The organism is Flavobacterium sp. HSC-32F16 (genome assembly GCF_024171645.1).
Classification (GTDB): Bacteria; Bacteroidota; Bacteroidia; order Flavobacteriales; family Flavobacteriaceae; genus Flavobacterium.
Window position 1 is genome coordinate 426,388 of record NZ_JALKAC010000002.1, and the last position, 19,596, is coordinate 445,983.

18 protein-coding genes are annotated in these 19,596 nt (G+C 32.6%); 10 read left to right on the plus strand and 8 right to left on the minus strand.

Going from position 1 to position 19,596, the window contains the following annotated elements; translation table 11 throughout:
• Positions 1-119 precede the first annotated feature (119 nt).
• The 6 genes from L1276_RS08450 to L1276_RS08475 all read right to left on the minus strand — a co-directional run bounded on the left by L1276_RS08450 (position 120) and on the right by L1276_RS08475 (position 6,151).
• On the minus strand, positions 120-1,298 hold the full coding sequence (locus L1276_RS08450) for a FecR domain-containing protein (RefSeq protein ID WP_253786783.1): 1,179 nt from the start codon (positions 1,296-1,298) through the stop codon (positions 120-122).
• A gap of 493 nt (positions 1,299-1,791) precedes the next feature.
• Positions 1,792-2,355: an RNA polymerase sigma factor gene (locus L1276_RS08455; protein WP_253786785.1), complete on the minus strand. Its 564-nt coding sequence runs from the start codon at positions 2,353-2,355 to the stop codon at positions 1,792-1,794.
• A gap of 385 nt (positions 2,356-2,740) precedes the next feature.
• Positions 2,741-3,397 (minus strand): hypothetical protein, encoded by a 657-nt coding sequence (locus L1276_RS08460; RefSeq protein WP_008466087.1) that lies wholly within the window; start codon positions 3,395-3,397, stop codon positions 2,741-2,743.
• 119 nt (positions 3,398-3,516) lie between these two features.
• Positions 3,517-3,888, minus strand: a complete 372-nt coding sequence (locus L1276_RS08465) for a YraN family protein (RefSeq protein ID WP_253786787.1) — start codon at positions 3,886-3,888, stop codon at positions 3,517-3,519.
• A gap of 145 nt (positions 3,889-4,033) precedes the next feature.
• Positions 4,034-4,933 (minus strand): LD-carboxypeptidase, encoded by a 900-nt coding sequence (locus tag L1276_RS08470; protein WP_253786789.1) that lies wholly within the window; start codon positions 4,931-4,933, stop codon positions 4,034-4,036.
• 141 nt (positions 4,934-5,074) lie between these two features.
• A complete protein-coding gene (locus L1276_RS08475) occupies positions 5,075-6,151 on the minus strand; it encodes a serine hydrolase (RefSeq protein WP_253786791.1) in 1,077 nt (358 codons plus the stop codon).
• A 136-nt stretch (positions 6,152-6,287) separates the two neighbouring features.
• On the opposite strand from L1276_RS08475, the gene L1276_RS08480 reads away from it, so the two are divergent.
• From L1276_RS08480 to L1276_RS08490, 3 genes are all read left to right on the plus strand, one after another.
• Positions 6,288-7,379 carry an endonuclease/exonuclease/phosphatase family protein gene (locus L1276_RS08480; protein ID WP_253786793.1) on the plus strand — a complete coding sequence of 364 codons (1,092 nt, stop codon included), beginning with the start codon at positions 6,288-6,290 and terminating at the stop codon, positions 7,377-7,379.
• A gap of 86 nt (positions 7,380-7,465) precedes the next feature.
• Positions 7,466-8,005, plus strand: coding sequence for a 3-hydroxyanthranilate 3,4-dioxygenase (locus L1276_RS08485; RefSeq protein WP_253786795.1), 540 nt, complete (start codon positions 7,466-7,468; stop codon positions 8,003-8,005).
• Between the two features lie 137 nt (positions 8,006-8,142).
• Positions 8,143-8,454 (plus strand): hypothetical protein, encoded by a 312-nt coding sequence (locus L1276_RS08490; RefSeq protein ID WP_253786797.1) that lies wholly within the window; start codon positions 8,143-8,145, stop codon positions 8,452-8,454.
• Between the two features lie 227 nt (positions 8,455-8,681).
• On the opposite strand, the gene L1276_RS08495 is transcribed toward L1276_RS08490, so the two are convergent.
• Positions 8,682-9,641 (minus strand): MBL fold metallo-hydrolase, encoded by a 960-nt coding sequence (locus tag L1276_RS08495; RefSeq protein ID WP_253786799.1) that lies wholly within the window; start codon positions 9,639-9,641, stop codon positions 8,682-8,684.
• Positions 9,642-9,824: 183 nt separating this feature from the next.
• Between L1276_RS08495 and L1276_RS08500 the strand changes: the two genes are divergently transcribed.
• The 7 genes from L1276_RS08500 (at position 9,825) to L1276_RS08530 (ending at position 16,515) form a co-directional block, all read left to right on the plus strand.
• Complete coding sequence (locus L1276_RS08500; protein WP_253786801.1) at positions 9,825-11,378, plus strand: aldehyde dehydrogenase family protein; 1,554 nt, start codon at positions 9,825-9,827, stop codon at positions 11,376-11,378.
• Positions 11,379-11,483: 105 nt separating this feature from the next.
• Complete coding sequence (locus L1276_RS08505; RefSeq protein ID WP_253786803.1) at positions 11,484-12,230, plus strand: hypothetical protein; 747 nt, start codon at positions 11,484-11,486, stop codon at positions 12,228-12,230.
• Between the two features lie 336 nt (positions 12,231-12,566).
• Complete coding sequence (locus L1276_RS08510) at positions 12,567-13,586, plus strand: DUF2931 family protein (RefSeq protein ID WP_253786805.1); 1,020 nt, start codon at positions 12,567-12,569, stop codon at positions 13,584-13,586.
• Between the two features lie 79 nt (positions 13,587-13,665).
• A complete protein-coding gene (locus L1276_RS08515; protein WP_253786806.1) occupies positions 13,666-14,478 on the plus strand; it encodes a leucine-rich repeat domain-containing protein in 813 nt (270 codons plus the stop codon).
• A 38-nt stretch (positions 14,479-14,516) separates the two neighbouring features.
• Positions 14,517-15,560 (plus strand): hypothetical protein, encoded by a 1,044-nt coding sequence (locus L1276_RS08520; RefSeq protein ID WP_253786808.1) that lies wholly within the window; start codon positions 14,517-14,519, stop codon positions 15,558-15,560.
• A gap of 6 nt (positions 15,561-15,566) precedes the next feature.
• A complete protein-coding gene (locus tag L1276_RS08525; protein WP_253786810.1) occupies positions 15,567-16,130 on the plus strand; it encodes a LemA family protein in 564 nt (187 codons plus the stop codon).
• Positions 16,114-16,515 carry a hypothetical protein gene (locus tag L1276_RS08530; RefSeq protein WP_253786812.1) on the plus strand — a complete coding sequence of 134 codons (402 nt, stop codon included), beginning with the start codon at positions 16,114-16,116 and terminating at the stop codon, positions 16,513-16,515. The genes L1276_RS08525 and L1276_RS08530 overlap by 17 nt, the downstream gene beginning before the upstream one ends.
• Positions 16,516-16,577: 62 nt before the next feature.
• Here the strand turns inward: L1276_RS08530 and L1276_RS08535 are convergent, their stop codons facing one another.
• Entirely contained in the window at positions 16,578-19,340 is a 2,763-nt protein-coding gene (locus tag L1276_RS08535) for a T9SS type A sorting domain-containing protein (RefSeq protein WP_253786814.1), read from the minus strand.
• Positions 19,341-19,596: the final 256 nt, after the last annotated feature.

Here is a 19,596-nt window from a genome sequence, read left to right on the forward strand (position 1 = left end):
TTGATTGTAGTTAATTCGTTATATTCAATCACTTAGTTAATCGGAAATTGTTCGCAGCTCTTTCCGATTTTTTTATTCCCGTAATGTTATCTCATCATATATTATATTGGTTTTAGTGGTTATTTAATTAGTATTTGATCGTTTTTTATCGTGTAATTAATACCGTGAATGTCGTTGAAATAACTCATCACTTTATCAATAGATTCGTCTCCAAAACTTGCATTGAACTTTTCGTTGGCCAATTTCTCATTTTTGTTTACAATTGTAACATTATAGCGTCTTTCCAGTTTTGTAATGATGTTTTTAAACGTCATATTTCTAAAGGTTAATCCGCCGTTTATCCATGAAGTATAGATATCAGTGATAACTGCTTTAGTCGAAATTGCCGCATTTCCTTTGTTGAAAGTTCCTTTGAATCCTGGTTTTAAAACCGTATTTATTGAGGCATCAAATTCTTTATCTGCCTCATACATTCCAACAGATCCTTCAACCAAAACAACATCTGTAGAAGCATCTTCAGGATAGTTTGAAACATTAAAATGAGTTCCTAAAACACGTACATTCAAGTTATTGGCATTTACAATAAAAGGATGTTTTTTATCTTTCGCAACATCAAAAAAAGCTTCACCATCCAGAAAAATCTGTCTATTTTCGCCTGGAATAAATTTTACAGGATATTTTAAAGTAGTTCCTGAGTTTAAGTGTACAAATGTTCCATCAGATAACTGAAGGCGGAATTTTTTTCCGTACGGAATTTTAATTGTGTTGTAAACTAATTTCTCTGGATTAGAACTGTTTTCATATACTATTTTGTCTCCGTTTTGATTTCCTATAATATTCCCGTCTGCATCTTTTACCAGAGCAGTATTTTTTTCTGAAATAATCTGAACATCTCCATTTTCTAACTGCAATACAATGTCAGAGCTTTTGAAATCGAATTCCTTTTCAGCCGATTTATTTGAAAGACTTGATTTATAAAAAAAGCCAATTCCCAGCAAAACCACAATTGAAGCAGCAATTGAAATATATTTTCTGAAATTTGATTTTTTTTGAGGCATTTCAATTACAGTTTCTTCTTCTTTTGAAGCCGAAAGGATATTCATAAAAATATCATCAGCAGTTTTTTTATTCATTTTTGGCATGTCACCAAGAAGCTGCTGTATATCTTCTACAGTTGGAAAGTCATCAGTAAGTTGATTTTTTTTGTAATAAGCCACTACCTCGTTAATTTCTTCGGGTGTACATTGGTTTAAAACAAACTTTTCTAAAAGAGATTGTATTTCAGAATTTGAATTCATTACGAATTGTTTTTGAAGGGGTTTGATATAATACAGATGAAAAGGATTTGAGTACTACTCAAACGTTGTAAATTTTTAAATTTTAACATTTTCAAACTTATAAGTTATTGATTTTCATGTTGTTTTTGGGTAAGGTTTTTTTGTGAAAATTCAAAGAGGATGTGGTTTTTTTACTAAAGATTAAAAGGATATAATAAATTTACACAGAATTTTAATTGTGCTTAATTCTCATCCTTAAAAGCGATTTTTCAGAAGACTCTCCACAATCATATCAAACATAGCCTGTGTTGTAAACCACAGGCTATGTTTGATAATGATTACGAATTTTGAGGAAATTTTCTTGGTAAATAGAAGAAAATTATGCAGAAAAAAGAAATAAAAAAACCAGTGCAAACCTGTTTTAGACCAATATAATGTAGCCCATTTTATTCAGAATCAGCAAAAAAAAATCACTCGAAAAGAGTGATTTTAATTGGTTAACATGTGGTTTTGGTTAGATAATTTCATCATGAACTTGAAAAAAGACCCGCATTGATTCTAATGCTTTGCTCATTTGGTTCCTGACAGTATTTATAGAGATGCCGAGTTCCTGACTAATTTCTTCATAACTCATGCCTTTCTTTCGTGACATTTTAAAAATTTGCTTCCGCTTTGGCGGTAATTGTTTCATGGCCTGTTTTCGGAGTTTTTTACAATCCTCTTCACGAATCGTATAATCTCCGTATTCATGTGATTTTTGACTCTCATAAAAAACGGCTTCTTTCAACGCCAAATCATTTGCTGCTTTATTCAATAAATTAAAAGCCTGATTTCGGGCGATTGTAAAAATATAAGCTTTAAAAGACTGCTCTAAATTCAGGTTGTCGCGATGCTGCCATACCTTCATAAAAACATCCTGAACATTTTCTTCTGCAGCTTCTCTCGATTTTAATAAACTTATACTGTAGCCATAAATATCCTGATAATACAAATCAAATAAGGAACGAAATGCTTTTTCGCTGCCATTCTTGAGTTCGCTTACCAATAATTTTTCGCTATAGTCTTTGGCTTCCAACATTAAATTAATTAGTTTCTGTTTTAATCTAATTATATTACGATACTATCAAAAATCGATACTCTAATGCTTTGAGAGGTTAACAAATATATAAAAATATTATTCTCATAAAAAAGTGGTAAAAAAAACTTATTTGTGTTTTTTTAGAGGCATTATCGCTAAAATCTCAGTAAATACGGTAGTAAACGCATTTTATGAAGTTGGTATCTTTTTGGCTTAAATTTTAAAAATTAACTATTTTGAGTTCTTGTATTTGAGAATATTCCTATTTTATCAGATATGAAACGAACGATCTGTATGGTTAATAACAAAAAAATCCTTTTATCTAAGACAAAAGGATTTTTCAAAATTGAAATAATATAAGATCTAAAAATTAGATGTATTTTAATTAGTTTTTCAAGTCTTTAATTACTTTAAAAGCAACGTCAACCTGATCTTCACCAACTAAAATGGTAAATTCGTTTGAAGTAGAAATTACTTCATTAATGATGATTCCTTCCCAGGCTAAACGCTGGAAAATGAAGTAATAAATACCAGGAACAACAATATTTTCTTTTGGTAATTTTACAGTAATCGAAGCCAGATTATCTAATTTCTGAATTAGTTTTTCTCTCATAAAGTGTTTTTCAACTAAATGATTTACGCTGCTGCTAACCACGATATTAGTTTCGTTTACACCACGGGATGAGGTGTAGAAAATATCAGATAATGCATTGATATCAGAAATTAAATCAGCTTGTTTGTTTAAAACAGTTTCAGAAGCTGCAAAAGTATAATCCGTCAATTCGGATCTTACTGTAATCTCACCAATATTTTTAATTACTTTATTGATTTTGTGATTCAATTTAAAATCTAATTCTTCAGTAAGCCTTTTTAAAGACATTACAACTGCACCTTGTTTTACCTCTTTACCAAACTCACTTTCCAACTCAGTCATAATGTTCCGAGAAAGAGAAGTTAAGTTAATAATTCCCAGCGATAAAGCGTTTAACAGAAATGGTTTCGTTTTGATGTAATTTTCGACGATTGAAGAAACAGTTTTCATAATTTTTTTCTTTTTTTTTTGTAACTTAATTGGGTTGGTTTAGTTAATTTGATGTTATAAATCTCTGCAAAGATAAATAAAAAAACAATTTGTTACAATTATAACAATAAAAAATTATGTTAAAAGTGATAAAAAGCATCGGTAAGATGTTCAATTGCAAATGATTCCCTGTTTTTATGGATAGCAATGATGTCAAAACGAACATTTAAGTCTTCTTTAAAATCCTTTTCCCTATAGTTTATGTAGGCATTTACTGCCTTAATAAGCAGTTGTATTTTTTTTGGCTTCACAAAATCCTGCGGAGAACCAAAATCTAAACTTGATCTTGTTTTGACTTCTACGATTGCCAGAATATTATCTTTTTTAGAGATAATATCTATTTCGGCTTTTTGAAAAACCCAATTTCGATCCAGAATTTCATAACCATTTTGTTCAAGATATTCTACAGCAAGTTCTTCTCCTTTTTTTCCTAGTTCATTGTGTTCGGCCATATTTTTTTGTTTCAGGTTTTGAATTTTTGATGAAATTTTTTGCATGCAAAGACGCGAAGTCACAAAGTAAAATTTAAACTTTGCGACTTCGCGTCTTTGCGAGATTTTATAATGTGGTATTTTTTTCTGGACTTAAGAAATAATGTTATTTCTGAAAAGTAACCGTGCTTCCGGATGCATTTACATCAATAGAAATTGTGCTTCCCATAATTAAAGCACGATTGTCCTGAATATGTCCAGCCGGGAAATTGAAAATTACCGGAATGTTGTATTTTTTGGTAACATCGTCAATGATCTCTAATGCATTTTTGCCCCAAGGCACTTCATTATCTTTCATTTTGGTCATACCTCCAATCATAATTCCTTTTAAGTTCTCAATACATCCGTTACGTCTTAAATTCATCATCATACGATCGATATGATACAGATATTCATCCAAATCTTCAATAAACAAAATCTTGTCTTTACAATCAATTGCTGATGGAGAACCCAATAAACTATATAAAATAGAAAGATTACCGCCTACTATTTCGCCGGTTCCCTGACCAAATCGGTTCATTGGATGAGGAGGAATTGAATAAGATAATGGTTCTCCAAACAAACTCGATTTCATTGAACTAATGGCTGCAGGAGTTGCACGCGGAATTGTAACCGGCATAACACCATGAATGGATTTATAGCCCATTGTGTTTAAATGATTGTGCAGAACGGTAACATCACTAAAACCAATAACCCATTTTGGATGTTGTTTGAATTTTGTAAAATCCAATAAATCTAACATTCTAACGGTCCCATAACCACCGCGAACGCACCAAATCGCTTTTATATTGGGATTATCTAACTGCTTTTGGAAATCAGCTGCACGCTGCTCGTCTGTTCCTGCTAATTGGTGATAATCTAATCCTATTGAGCTTCCAATTACCGCTTCTATGCCCCAGCTTTTCAGCAAGTCTATGGTTGGTTTTAAATTGTCATCAATATTTTTTCTGGCTGTTGCCACAAGAGCAACAGTATCTCCTTTTTGTAAATAAGGTGGTGTTATCATGATTTGTTGAGATTGACAGGTGAATGATTGGAAAGCAAAAATAAGAAATGCCAGTTTACAAATTGTAAAGTGTTTCTTTATGTCTTGTAATGGTTGTAGTTTCATAGTTCCTTTTCCTTAAATTGTAATTTTATTAAATAGTTAACCTTTATATTTTCTTTTTAGTTCATCTAAGATAAGCATTAAGCCTTTATCTGCTTCCTCAGATTGTATATTTGCAAAAATGATAAAACCTTTGTCGACAGCTTTACAAATATACACTTTGGTTAAAAAAGTTCCCGGATTTCCATAATGAAAAGAGTATTGTAAATCCGTTTTTTTATCTGTTTCAGAATACCATCCAAACGAAAATTCAGGTAAACCATTGTGCATCATATCAAATTCCGAAGCCGAAAATACTTTTGATTTTCCTAATAAGCCTTGCAAATGCAGTTGTGTGAATTTACAATAATCAGGCAGGCTTACATTTATGTTTCCTGCAGATGAAAGCCAGTTTAATTTATAATTTAAAGCTGGTTTTTCAGGTTTCAAATCTTCATCATGTCCCCAAGGCTGGTTAATGTTCATTACATTGGGTTGTCCAAAACCAAAATCAATGTTTAAATTTTGACCCAATTCTTTTACTAGTGTTTCATAACTTTTGCCCGTTGCTTTTTCAAGCATAAGCCCAGCGGCAACATAACTGGGGTTTGACCAATATATATCCTGCTTTTCAGAAATTACTTTATTCTGTTTAAAAAACCACGCAATAAATTCATAACGTTGCTGCTGCTCATTTCCTTTAATTTCTTTTTGAGTTGGAGTTTCATTTCCATAAGACCAAGTTGGAATATGGGCTCTAAAAGTTATAAAATCTTTTAAAGTAAAATTAAACGCAGCAGGATTGCTCTTTGCTTTCAATTCAGGATATAAGTCGAAAAACTTAGTATCCCAATTTATCTTTCCCTCTTTAACCAAAATAGCAGCGATATAACTTGTTACTGTTTTGGTAATAGAACCCAAACGGAATTTATCTGATAAATCAGCTTTTAAATCAGTTCCAATTCTCTTATTTCCCAAAGCGTTTATTTCTAAAATAGAATCAGAAGTAACTACTGCATAAGCAACTTCGGGGATGTTGTATTTTATTCGAATACTGTCAACAAATCTGATGTTATTTTGAGAATAAGCTAAGTTAAAGAATAAAGAAAGCAATAAGAACAAATAGTTTTTTTTCATTTTTTGAAGAGACAAATTGAGTCAGCAAGTTACACGACAAATTGAAAATAAAAAAGCAATTCGGAAATAAAATATTTAGAAAATTCTTACAAATGTATAAAATTTTATAAATTGGCTTTTTTAATTCATTAAGCATATGCGCCTTATTTTTACTTTCTATTTGATTTTTTTCGGCATATTTAGTTCAAATGCACAATCTAAAAAATATGTTATTCATACCGCAGCATTTTACAATTTCGAAAATCTCTTTGATATTTATGATGATGCAAGCACAAATGATGACGAATGGACCCCAACCGGAGCTCAGCATTGGACAAAAGAAAAATACGAACAAAAACTTAAAAATCTTTCAAGGGTAATTTCAGAAATTGGAAAACCGGAAAATTCAAATGCACCTACATTAATAGGCTGTTCTGAAGTTGAAAATCGCGGTGTACTCGAAGATTTAATAAAACAAGAAAAAATAGCCGATTACGATTACGGAATTATTCATTTTGACTCACCTGACCAACGCGGTATTGATGTAGCACTTTTATATCAACAAAAATATTTCAGGCCGACTTCATATTCTAATATTCCATTACTGATTTTCAAAAACAAACCCATTCTTCAGGAAAACAATAATGAAGATTTAGGTGATGTTGAAATCAAAAACGTCGCTAAAAACCGGGTTTTTACCAGAGACCAGCTTTTAATTACGGGATTTCTTGAGAATGAAGAAATCCATATTATTGTTAATCACTGGCCTTCGAGATCTGGAGGAGAAAAAGCAAGCAGTCCGTTTCGTGAAGCAGCAGGAAGATTAAACCGAAAAATAATAGATTCTTTACAGCAGATAAATCCAATGGCAAAAGTTATAACTATGGGAGATTTAAATGACGGACCTTTTAATAAAAGTGTAAAAATAGAATTAGGAGCAAAAGCAAAAAAAGCTGATGTTCCAGAGTTTGGTGTTTACAATCCCTTTGAAGAAATGGCAGAAAGAGGATTGGGGACTCTCGCTTTTCGTGATTCCTGGGATATATTTGATCAAATTATCATGACAAAATCTTGGGTTGAACCTGATTTTTCAACTTTTAAGTTTTGGAAAGCAGGTATTTTCAATAAACCGTATTTAATTCAAACTTCGGGTAAATATAAAGGATATCCGTTGCGTAATACATTAACAGAAGCAGGTTTCAGCGATCATTTTCCGGTTTATATTTACCTCATACGAGAAATAAAATAGATCCCGGTTTTCAGTCTGAATACGGAGACTGCGACTGTAAACTGAATACTTTTCATTACCTTAGCTTTTCATAAATTCTGAAAAAAATGGCTATAGCAAAACCGTTCAATCTAACCAAATGGATTGAAGAAAACCGACAATTACTAAAACCACCAGTTGGAAATAAAAATCTATATATTGATTCCGGTGATTATATTGTAATGATTGTTGCCGGACCAAACGCACGAAAAGATTATCATTATAACGAAACCGAAGAACTTTTTTATCAATTAGAAGGAAGCATTAAAGTGGTAATTCAGGAAGATGGCCAACGCAAAGAAATGGAATTAAATGCCGGCGATATGTATTTGCATCCTGCAAAAGTACCGCATTCTCCTGTTCGTTCAGAAGGTTCAATAGGATTGGTGATAGAGCGTAAACGTGCAGGACTTGGATATACTGACGGTTTACTTTGGCATTGCGACAACTGTAATCACAAATTATACGAAGTGTTTTTTGAATTACATAATATCGAAAAAGACTTTCTTCCTCATTTCGAACATTTCTACAATTCAGAAGAATTAAGAACTTGCGATAATTGCGGCACCGTAATGGAAACTGATCCTAGATTTACGGCCAAGAAATAATAGTATTGATCTCGAGTACGAGTAGTAAACCCGACAGGTTTTTAAAACTTGTCGGGTTTATTTTTATGTTAAAGAAAATTGAGTATGTCATTTTTGATATATATTTGCATCAAATATGATATTAAAAACAATCAATTATGATACAGGAAATAATTGCATATAAGAATATAGTAGATAATATTGAATCTTTAATGGATAAATCTCCGTATAAAAAAAACTATATTATTGAAAAAGTGGGTATTCCAAGCCCAACATTTTATCGAAAATTGAAAACCCAATCATTTACTCCGGATGAAGTATTGTCTATTGTAAAAATACTTTCGCCGGAAGAAGATTTTAAAATACGATTAAAGGCAGAAATAGAAAATGCAAAACGTGAATATGAAGAAGGAAATTTTATGACTCATGAGGAAATGTTACTTGAATTAAAAAAGAAAAACATAATTTAAAAGTTTAAGGTTTTCAAGGGTTTTTGACGATTGTCGTAAAATTCTATTAAATTAATAATATGTAAAACCTCAGTTACAAATTTTTGTGCAATTTCATTATTTCGAAATTGTTTTAGATAATTCCTTGTTGTATAAAACGTATAAGTTGCTCTTGAAGACCAAACAATTTTCATTAATAAAAATTTATCGGCCAATATATAAAAATAAACCTACAAATAGTTGAATTTTTACAACTCAAATTTTTTCCCCTGTTCAGGATAAAGGATCTTCAACCCCAAATCATTTTGATTTTTTAACTGCTCCTTGATTTTGGCAATACTTTTAGCAGGAGGTTTTAAATGCGTAATAATAATTTTAAAATTATTTAGGGAACCTTTCCCTGCTATTTCTTCTAAAATATGAAGCTCAGTCATTAAGTGATTTGGAGTTAAATGTCCAAATAAAAATTTATCCGGCTGTTCATTTGGGAATGAAACCTCAATAAAAATTCCTTTCAATTGTTTACTTTGAACCAAAGGCGAAACAGCAGTCCATAAAGCTTTTAGTTTATCGCTTTTTTCAACAGAATCAGGTCCTGTATCACCTAAATATAAAGCATAGTCATTGTCATTTTTGATTAAAAAAGCAGTGCTTTCAAAAGGATTCACGTGGCTTAAAGGAAAAGCCTTAACTGACATAGTTGTATTTGAAATCGGTGTTTCTTCACCTAAATTCAAAGTTTGAAAATGATATTTTTTCAAAGGAAATCCAGGGCCTTTATCTCCAAAATTTGCCCAAGTCTGATCATTAAAATAATGATTTTCAATCATTTCCATACATTTTTGAGTCGCATAAACGGTTTTAGAAGAATCGGCTGGAGAATTGATAATTAATCCCGAAACATGATCTAAATGCGCATGGGAAATCAGATATCCTTTTATATATTTTTTTAAAACCTCGCTGGTCGAAACTTTAAAAACTTTGTTTTCAATGGCTTTTTCAATTCCGGTATTTATAGTTCCCGCATCCAAGCAGATAAAATCTTTTGAGTTAGAAGGCGCTAATAAATAAGCCGAAAGATTTTTTTCATCAATTCCGCCTTTTATTCCAAGAGGCACAACCTGAAAAGAAGATTTTTGTTCTTTTTGAGAAAAAGCATTAAAAGAAATCAATACAAAACAAAGTAAAAGCCTGCCGAAATGGGTCATGTTTATAATTTTAGGAATACAAATTTCATCAAATTTACTGAATAAATCACTGTTGGTTTGCGTTAATACTTATATAATAACACTAATTTTACTTTGTTTTTAATAATTCAATTCGATTTGAAATTAATTCTAAAACAATATCTTTACATAAAAAATATAACAATTTTAACTAAAAAAGTTACAATGACAACAATAGCATCACAATTTGGCATGAATGAAGCTTTGGAACAACTGGGAATTAAACTGGTTAATGACGGAACTTCAACTGGAACAGAAAACTTTTCATCGGGCGAAATTTTAGATAGTTTTTCTCCTGTTGATGGAAAATTAATTGCATCGGTAAAAACTTCTACACTTGAAGATTACGAAAAAGTAATGCGTTCAGCAACAGAAGCTTTTAAAACTTTTAGGCTTATTCCTGCGCCACAACGTGGTGAAATTGTACGTCAGTTTGGAGAAAAATTACGTCAAAACAAAGAAGCTTTGGGTAAATTGGTTTCTTATGAAATGGGGAAATCATTACAGGAAGGTTACGGCGAAGTTCAGGAAATGATCGATATCTGTGATTTCGCAGTTGGATTATCCCGTCAGTTACACGGATTAACGATGCATTCAGAAAGACCCGGCCATAGAATGTACGAACAATACCATTCACTAGGAGTTGTTGGAATCATTTCGGCCTTTAATTTTCCGGTTGCCGTTTGGTCTTGGAACACCGCTTTGGCTTGGATTTCAGGAGATGTATGCGTTTGGAAGCCATCTGAAAAAACACCTCTTTGCGGTATTGCCTGTCAGAATATAATTGCTCAGGTTATTAAAGAAAATAATCTTCCAGAAGGAATTTCGTGTTTAATAAATGGAGATTACCAAATAGGGGAGTTATTGACAAAAGATACTCGTATTCCGTTAATTTCTGCAACAGGTTCTACCAGAATGGGCAAAATTGTGGCACAAACAGTTGCGGGAAGATTAGGAAAATCTTTATTAGAGTTAGGAGGGAACAATGCTATTATTGTAACGCCTGATGCCGATATTAAAATGACGGTTATTGGCGCTGTTTTTGGCGCTGTAGGAACGGCAGGGCAGCGTTGTACTTCAACAAGAAGATTGATTATTCACGAAAGTATTTACGATAAAGTAAAAGAGGCGCTTGTTGCAGCTTATAAACAATTGCGAATTGGAAATCCGCTTGACGAAAACAATCACGTTGGGCCACTTATTGACACGCATGCAGTTGAACAATATGCAATTGCTTTGAACAGAGTTGTTGCCGAAGGCGGGAAAGTTTTGGTTGAAGGAGGCGTACTTTCTGGCGAAGGTTACGAAAGCGGCTGTTATGTAAAACCTGCAATTGCTGAAGCCGAAAACTCTTTTGCAATTGTACAGCACGAAACTTTTGCTCCGGTTTTATATCTGGTTAAATATTCTGGAGAGGTAGATAATGCTATCGAAATTCAAAATGGAGTGGCTCAGGGATTATCGTCTGCAATTATGACAAATAACTTACGGGAAGCCGAAAGATTTTTGTCTGTAGTGGGTTCTGACTGCGGAATTGCCAATGTAAACATTGGAACTTCGGGAGCGGAAATTGGAGGGGCTTTTGGTGGTGAAAAAGAAACCGGAGGCGGACGTGAATCAGGTTCTGATGCCTGGAAAATTTATATGAGACGTCAGACCAATACAATTAATTATACCACAAATCTTCCTTTGGCACAAGGAATCAAATTTGATTTGTAAAAAACATAATTTACTGCAAAAACCACTTTTTCTATTTGGAAGAAGTGGTTTTTTTTATGCAAAATTTGTAGTAATTTATCTAGATTTGCAGCCAAACCCAAATAAATGAAACATACTTTACTTGCCTTTATAATTGTAATTTTAGCTGTAAGCTGTAAAAAAGAGACTGATAAAGTTTCTAAAACGACAAAACCAACAACAAAAAATGCTTCAGATTCGTCATCAGCAGGAGAAGAAGAGGAAATTTTTGATAGTGGTGTTCTGGCAGTTTTTCCTAAAACAGGAAAAAAAGCACAGGATTTTGTTATAGAACCCTATGAAATACAACTTCAGGCAGAAGGTTTTTTAAACGATGATGAATTAAAAGATATTGTTATTGTTTTAAACAACAAAAATGATAATACTGATATCCGTGCAGCTTTGGTACTTATTAAACAACAGGCAGGAGGTTATGTATTGCAGGAAACTTCATGGCATGCATTGAATGCTGAATATTCGTATGAAGGTTATAAACCCTATGATTATGAGAATATTGAAATTGATAAAGATAAAATTCTTCGTGTTACATTACAGGGAATTGGACCAGTTGGAACGAGACAAACAGAATATAAATACATAAATAATGAGCTGGTTCTTACCAAGATTCATACTTTTAATATGGGTGCGGGATCGCAAATAGGAGTCGATTATGATTTGATTAACGGAGTTGCTGAGGCGGAGTTGATTAATACAATGGTTGACAGTATGCCGAGTACAACCCAAAAGAAAAATTTTAAACTTAAAAGACAGCAGCTTTTTGTTGATGATAATCCGGATAGAGTTCTAAATGATTTGCCAGAAGCTGATTGGTAAAAGGAAACTTAAAAACGTTTCGGGAATTCTCAGTATTATAAAAACAAACAGCATGAAAATATTTATAACACTTTTTCTTTTGGCCGCGATTGCAGTGTCATTACAATTTTATTTTTTTAACGGTGAAGATCATTCAGAGAATTGGACAACATTAACAATGCCAATTACTATGGTGGTACTTTTGTGCCTAGTTTATTTTTATAGCCCTAAGAAAACGCTGTATCGCAGGTTTTTTGGCATAATATTGATAATCAGCAGTATAATTTCTGTAATTGTTTTTGGGCTTTTTTGGTATGTTGTACAATTAGGAAAAGCATTTTCACATTAAAGTCAGGCATGAAATATTTTACAAAAAGAGAAGATAGAATCAATGTATTGTTAACCATTTTATTGCTTATTATACTAATTGCAAATTCAATACAAATTTACAATTACAAGGCTGATGAAAGGTTTGAATGGAGCTCAGGTGTTTTAAGTCAAAAAGGAAATGTAATTCAGGTTAGAACCTGTTATTTTTATCATAGCGGCTATTGGAATTATGATGTAGATAAAAATCTTGTAATAGACGATGGCTGGGATGAAATAAATAGTTCTGAAAAAAGTAAGGAAAATTCTTTTTACCCTGATAGTTTGTCGATAACCTGGTTTTCTTACACAGAGAAAAAATTTTATAATGGAAATTTTAAATTGCCATATTCAACTATTTTAGAGAAGGCCAAAGAACTGAGAACAACAACCAGCCAATATGAAGAAAGTTTTGCTAAAGAGAATCCTGATCAAATTTCATTGGTATTTTTAGCAGAAGTACTGCCAAAAGGAAAAATTAGGATATGGATTTCTGATGGTGATAAAAAGTTTAAAATTGGACAATATTCTGCTAAACCTATAAATGAAACCTGGCATATTTTTGATGATATAGAGGAAAAAGATATAAATTCAAAAATAGATATTGATGAAAAAGCTGCTTTAGTAATGGAAAAGCATCGATATAATATTGAACTTAATCTTCCAGATGGATTTGATTTAAAAACGGCCGAAGTTGAATTGTTTAATCAAAACAATTGGAGTCTTGAAAACAGTAATAATCAGAAAGCCTTTGTTTTTGATCATATTCCTTCAGGGATGTCTCTTTCATGGGGAAATCATGAACAAAATTTTGCATCACAAATTAGTTTCAACGAATTAGAAACTTTAAATACTTTCAGAAAACTGGATGTTTCAGGAAATTCAAAACCTATACTGTTAGAATTGACTGTAAATAATAAAAATGACAGCATTCATATAATTTTAAAAAATGAGCAAAACAGGGTAAAAATTGTACCGTCTTACATAGATGTCTACACTTTAGCAAAATAAGAATGATACCGAAGTTGAATGTATACATTGCAAGTATGCGTCTTTTAAAACTTCATAAATAAATTTAAAACTACTATTAATGAGTTTAATTTTTTTAGCAGGACTTACACCTTTTGGATACGGATTTATAGGAGTGCTTCTTTTGTCTTTTATATTGGCCTATTTTTGGCTGAAATCAAACGGAAAAGAATATAAACTTGGGTGCGCATCTCTTGGTATTGCAGGATTTATTATTTGGTTTATTTTAATGTTTCCTACTTTCATTACATTTTCTGTTATAGAAAACGGAAACACAGCAGCTAAAATAGCAATTGTAATTTTTTGGCTTTTTATCTTGGGATTAATTGCCTATTTCAAATTTGCAAAAGATACTTCCAGCGTAAAAAATCTTATTTTCGGGTTTTTCAAATACCTGTTTTTTTTAATCGTTTTAGGTTTATTTCTGGTGTTATTTTTTGGAATGGCTTATTATGCTTACCAGCGGCTTTTTACAACAGAAAAAAATGAAGATCCTATTTGGGCAGCCCTCTTGTGTGTCTTTTTCGTGGCTGTGCTTATTATGGCAGGTTTCGGAATGTTAAACAAAAATAAAGAAGAGACTAAAAAAGTAAAATCAACTTTTAATAGTTTGAAACAGGCGAAATTAAAACCTGATTCAGTGATAGAACTAAATTTGTCTAAATCAAAATTGAACCAGTTTCCTTTAGAAATATTAGGCTTCAAAAATTTGAAATTTCTTATTTTAAGTCATAATGAAATCAGCGAAATCCCAAATGATATCAATAAATTAGATAAGCTTATAGGTATTGATTTAAGTAACAATCCAATTTCGGATGCTGAAAGAAACAAGATTCGCAGATTGCTTTCAAACGAAGTTGAAATTGTATTTTAGTGATTTCTGCAAAGAAATTTAATGTAAACTTTTTAAAAATGAATGAATTTTTTGATTTTCTTACTCAAAATGAAATAGACGGGGGAGTTGTTATATTCCTGATGATTTTCAGTTTAGGAATTGCCTTGTTTCAAACCGTAATTTTTTCAGGCTTATTTAATTTAAAGTTTCCAAGCTGGCTGTTTTTTATTTTATCTCCAATGCTTGTTGGAATTAGTTTTCTGATTAATAAAAGTTATCCTTTTGCGGTTATTTTGTTTTTATTCGCTTCCATTTTTTTATTTGCCATTATCGGAATGATTTATTCAGGTATTAGAAGCAGTAAAGACGAAAAAAATGAAAGAGAAAAATTCAACAGGAAACATAATATTCAAAAAACACCTTTAGGCAAACAGCTCCTTGGACTTTTAGTTGGAGCTTGTATTATTGCAGCTTTCTTTTATCTGGCAGAAAATGGTAATTTGAAACTTCTGTTCTTGGTTATTCCCGGTTTTATTATCATCAGCAATATCTTTTTTCCAAGTAAAAAGAGTAAGTTTATGAGGCTTCAATCTGTTTTGCCAACTTCAAAAATTGCTTCTGCTGCAATGGGACAAGTTGAAGTTGTGGGAGATTTAGAAGAAATAGAGACTATTATTTCGCCTTATTTCAGCAAACCCTGTATTGGTTATTATTATAAAATTGAAAAAGAAAGTAAACCGGATGATGATGGACGAACGACGTACAGCACGATTTTTACAGAATGCAAAACAGGTAAGTTTAAAATAAAAGATGAAACCGGATCTGTAGTTGTAGATGGGGAAGGGCTGGAGTATTATTTTGACCGTGTTGATAATCAGGAAGGCGGTAAAACGAGATATTCAGAAACGTATTTAAAAACCAACGATTATATGCTGCTTATTGGTTATGCTTCTTCAGTTAATGGAGAGACCCTCATTCAAAAAGGTGATTCCGATTCTGTTTTTGGTATTGCACTTCCCAGAAGTATTTCTTTTAGAAATAAATATAAACCACTTTTAGATTCTCTTTTAACAACGCTGTTTTTTATAACGCTTATACTCATTTATATCATTTTAAATTAAAAAATTATGACTGTTCAAAATATTGCATTAATTGCCGGAATACTGCTTCTTATTATATTTTTTAATTTGTTTATCAGAATTTATAATAAACTTGTTCTGCTGAAAAACAATTACGAAAAAGCATTTAGAAACATCGATGTTATTTTGATGCAGAGAGCAGATGAAGTGCCGGAACTGGTAAAAGTGGCCTCTAAATTTATGGAGCATGAAACCGCTATGCTTACAAGTTTAACCAAATTAAGAACTGATTTTTTGAATTCAAAAACGGTTGACGAAAAAATTGAAAATGCCAATGAGTTTTCAAAAGCAATGAAAAATCTTTTTGCCGTTTCTGAAAATTATCCAACTCTTGCCTCTAACACTAATTTTTTGGAATTACAGAAAAGAGTTTCACAAATGGAAGATAAAATTGCCGACAGACGCGAGTTTTTTAACGACAGTGTTAATCTTTATAATGTGGGAATCCAAGAGTTTCCTAATTTTATTCTGGCTAAAATAGCAGGATATAAAACACAACATTTATTTGATGTTTCACCAGAAGAAAAGAAATACGATGGAATTCAGTTTTAATAGTTTTTTTGGTTACGAAAATGAAATAAACAACCTGAAAGATCAGGTTTTACTTTATGGTTTTGCAGGAATAATTTTTACTATTCTGGGATTGCTTTTTTTGGCTGTCTTGTTAAGAAAGATAGGTTTAAATTCGGTCAACAGTTTTTTTGTTAATCCGCTTATGCTGGCTTTAGGCTTAACACTTTTAGTTTCCATTTTGCCTACAATTGTTTTGTATGTTGTGGCTTTGGATATTTCGGGCGTAAAAATTGTGTACAGCTGGATTACTATTTTTATCGGAATGGTTTTGTATGTAATGTTTAATCTGCAAACCATCAAAAGTTTTTTTAAAGAGTTTGGTAAAATGACCGAACAACAGGAATTTAGAAATAGGAATAGATAATTATAAAACTCAAAAGGCTTCCAAATCTGGAAGCCTTTCTTTTTAGAAAATATTCTAAATGCTTATTTTTTCACAATAGTCTGGTTGATTGAACCATCTGAAGTAAATATTTTCGCTAAATAAGTTCCTGAAGCCAAATTGTGCAAATCGATAGATTCATTTCCTTTTTGTGATGTTTTAACTAAAACTCCCAAAACATTGTAAATCTGAACTTTTTCTACTTTCTGATTTTGATCAGATAAAAATAAAGTTCCGGCTGCCGGATTTGGATATAAAAAAGGTTTAGTACTATTTGTTTCAATTAAAGATTCTGGCTGCGCGATTTTAAGAGTTGCAGTGTTGTAAGCCGTAATCATGTAGAATAAATTAGACGTGTCTTTTTTGGTAATCGTATGATTTCCTGCCGCAAGCGATACCGTAACAATTCCATTTGAAGCCGTTTTGTCTATATTATCAACTTTTATAGTTGCAGCAGTTTCAACAAAAACAAGGGTTAAAGTACTTGCCTGAGTAGTTGTAAACGTAATATTTGTAGAAGATTCAATTTTTAAACACTGTGTAAGCGTTAAGCCATTATAAGTAACCGTTCCTTTTGTAGTTGAAAGATTTCCAGTAATCGTATAAAAAGTACTGGCTTTATCTGATGTTGTAAAATTATGTATTTCATCTCCAGACGGATTGCTTGTCGATACTGTAATAGTTCCGGAGCCTGTTGCAGCCGTTCCTGTTCCTGTTGTAGCGATAGAATATGAAACTGTTGCAGTTGGCGTTCCGGTAATCGTAATTGTTTTAGCCGAAGTATTTTTCACAAAGCTGATGCCGGAAGCCGGTAATCCTGTTACAGTTGCATCTGTTGCTGTTCCGCCCCAAGTAAATACAATTGAGTTTATTGCTGATCCGCCGGCAACAGTTTGGCTGTTATTGTTAGTAGATGTCAGCGTTTGAGTTCCTGCAGCATTAACCGTAATAGTTCCCGTCCCTGTTGCCGAATTTCCTGCTGAACCCGTTGTGGCAATTGAATATGTTACCGTTGCAGTTGGAGTTCCGGTAATTGTAATTGTTTTGGCTGTAGTATTTTTTACAAATGTTAATCCAGAAGCCGGTAAACCTGTTACGGCTGCATCAGCTGCGTCGCCTCCCCATGTAAAAACAATAGTTGCAATAGCAGTACCGCTTGTAACCGTTTGATTATTATTTGAAGTTGAGGTTAAAGTTTGATTTCCTGCAGGAGGATTTGTTCCGCCTTGTACAGAAACTAAACCAGTCTGGTAAGTGTTTAAGGCATCTCTTAGACCTATATTTACGCCATCGGCAGTATCGTCAACCGCGTTGTTAAATGCCCATTGAAAATCACCGCCAGAAACACGACCTGCATATTGCATAACGGTTGTTTTTGCATTTTCAGGACTTTCAGGGGTATAAGCATACATTACACTAGAATTGGTGTCGAAGTTATTATACGTTTTAGCTCCTTTTTTTGATTTGATACTGCTGCTGATCGTTTCATTTCTTGTGGTGGCAATGTAAGCATCAAATTCTACGGGATAAGTTGCAGCATTGTATCCAACAAAACGATTTTGCCCGCTCATAGTATTATTGAAAGCTTTAATTGTGCCTCCGTCTTCGCTTGAAAAAGTTCCTGCAGCGCCATTGTAAACATCAGTTCCCTGCATTGAAGTAAGCATAGGATATTTACAATTTCTAAAAAAGTTAGCTTCTACAAATACCGAAGAACCTAATGTAGATCCTACACCATATTTAGAATTTCCATCATAATAATTATTATAAACGTGAGCTGAATAATAACGAATCCTCGGATGACGAGAATCTGAATGGTCATACCAGTTGTGGTGATAGGTTATGAATAAACCTTCGGTAGTTCCTTCGCTTAAACCCAAAAGATTACTTTTCCCATTATCCCAAAAGTGATTGTATGAAAAAGTAACATAAGTCGATTTTTTACAGTCTAATGCCCCGTCACCTTTTATTTGATCAGCATCACTTCCAGGTTTTCCATAAAAGAAATCACAGTTGTGAACCCATACATAATCGTTATCTTGCTGCAGCCCAATATTGTCGCCTTCGCCACTGTCTACATTCATAACTCCAATGTTTCGGATTTCAATATTTGATGCATTTTTGACCCTAATTCCCCATCCATATGCTGTGGCATCAGTTCCAATTCCTTCAAGTGTAATATAACTCGCCGCATTATTGTTGTTTTCAATTACAAGATCTCCATTCATCATATACGATAAATCAGTGATTTGACCCACCAAACGAATAATTAAAGGTCTTGTGTCTTTTCCCTTCTTATATCCGTCAAGAATAGTCTGCAGTCCAACACAAGGATTTGCTGATGCTCCTGTTACAGTTAAAGAAACCGTGTTTTTAGTTTGTTGTGTAATATAAAGAATTACCGCGTTGCTTTTTGGAGTTCCGTCAGCATTATAAGCTCCGGGAACACGCGAATTCGAAAACGCAAACCCAGATCGGTCATGAGCTTTTACGGTTAACGAACTGGTTGTCGTTCCAGTTCCTTCAACGCCAGAAATAACAGGTTTAATTTTTACCGTGTAAGATCCTGCCTTTAACCCCGGAATGTCAGCGCGAAAATACGTTCCGTAACTTCTAATAAGTTCATTGTCGATTTTTTGATCTACCAGCCCTCCTCCAGTATAATATACATTATAGGTTTGAGCATTACTTACAGGCTGCCATTTTACAAAAACAGATTCAAGCCATCCGCTGGCTTCGTTGATCTGTTGTGACCATGTTTGTAAAGTGATTAGAAACACAGTTAGAAAAAGTAGGTTTTTTTTCATAATTGTTTAAGTTAGACATTAATAATAGTTTTTGTGGTTTTTTGTGATTTACGATACAAGTGTATTGTAATCGATTGCACAAAATTATACAAAATTTACATATTCTTAGTTTAATGCTTTAAAAAAAATGTATATGAAAAAAATAATTTAATTATTTTAGTTAAAATGTAATAAATTGCATTAATTGTAATTTATTGCATAATTTAAGTTTTGCCCAAAAGTATCGATTTTACTGACTTTTTTCCTTACAAAAAAG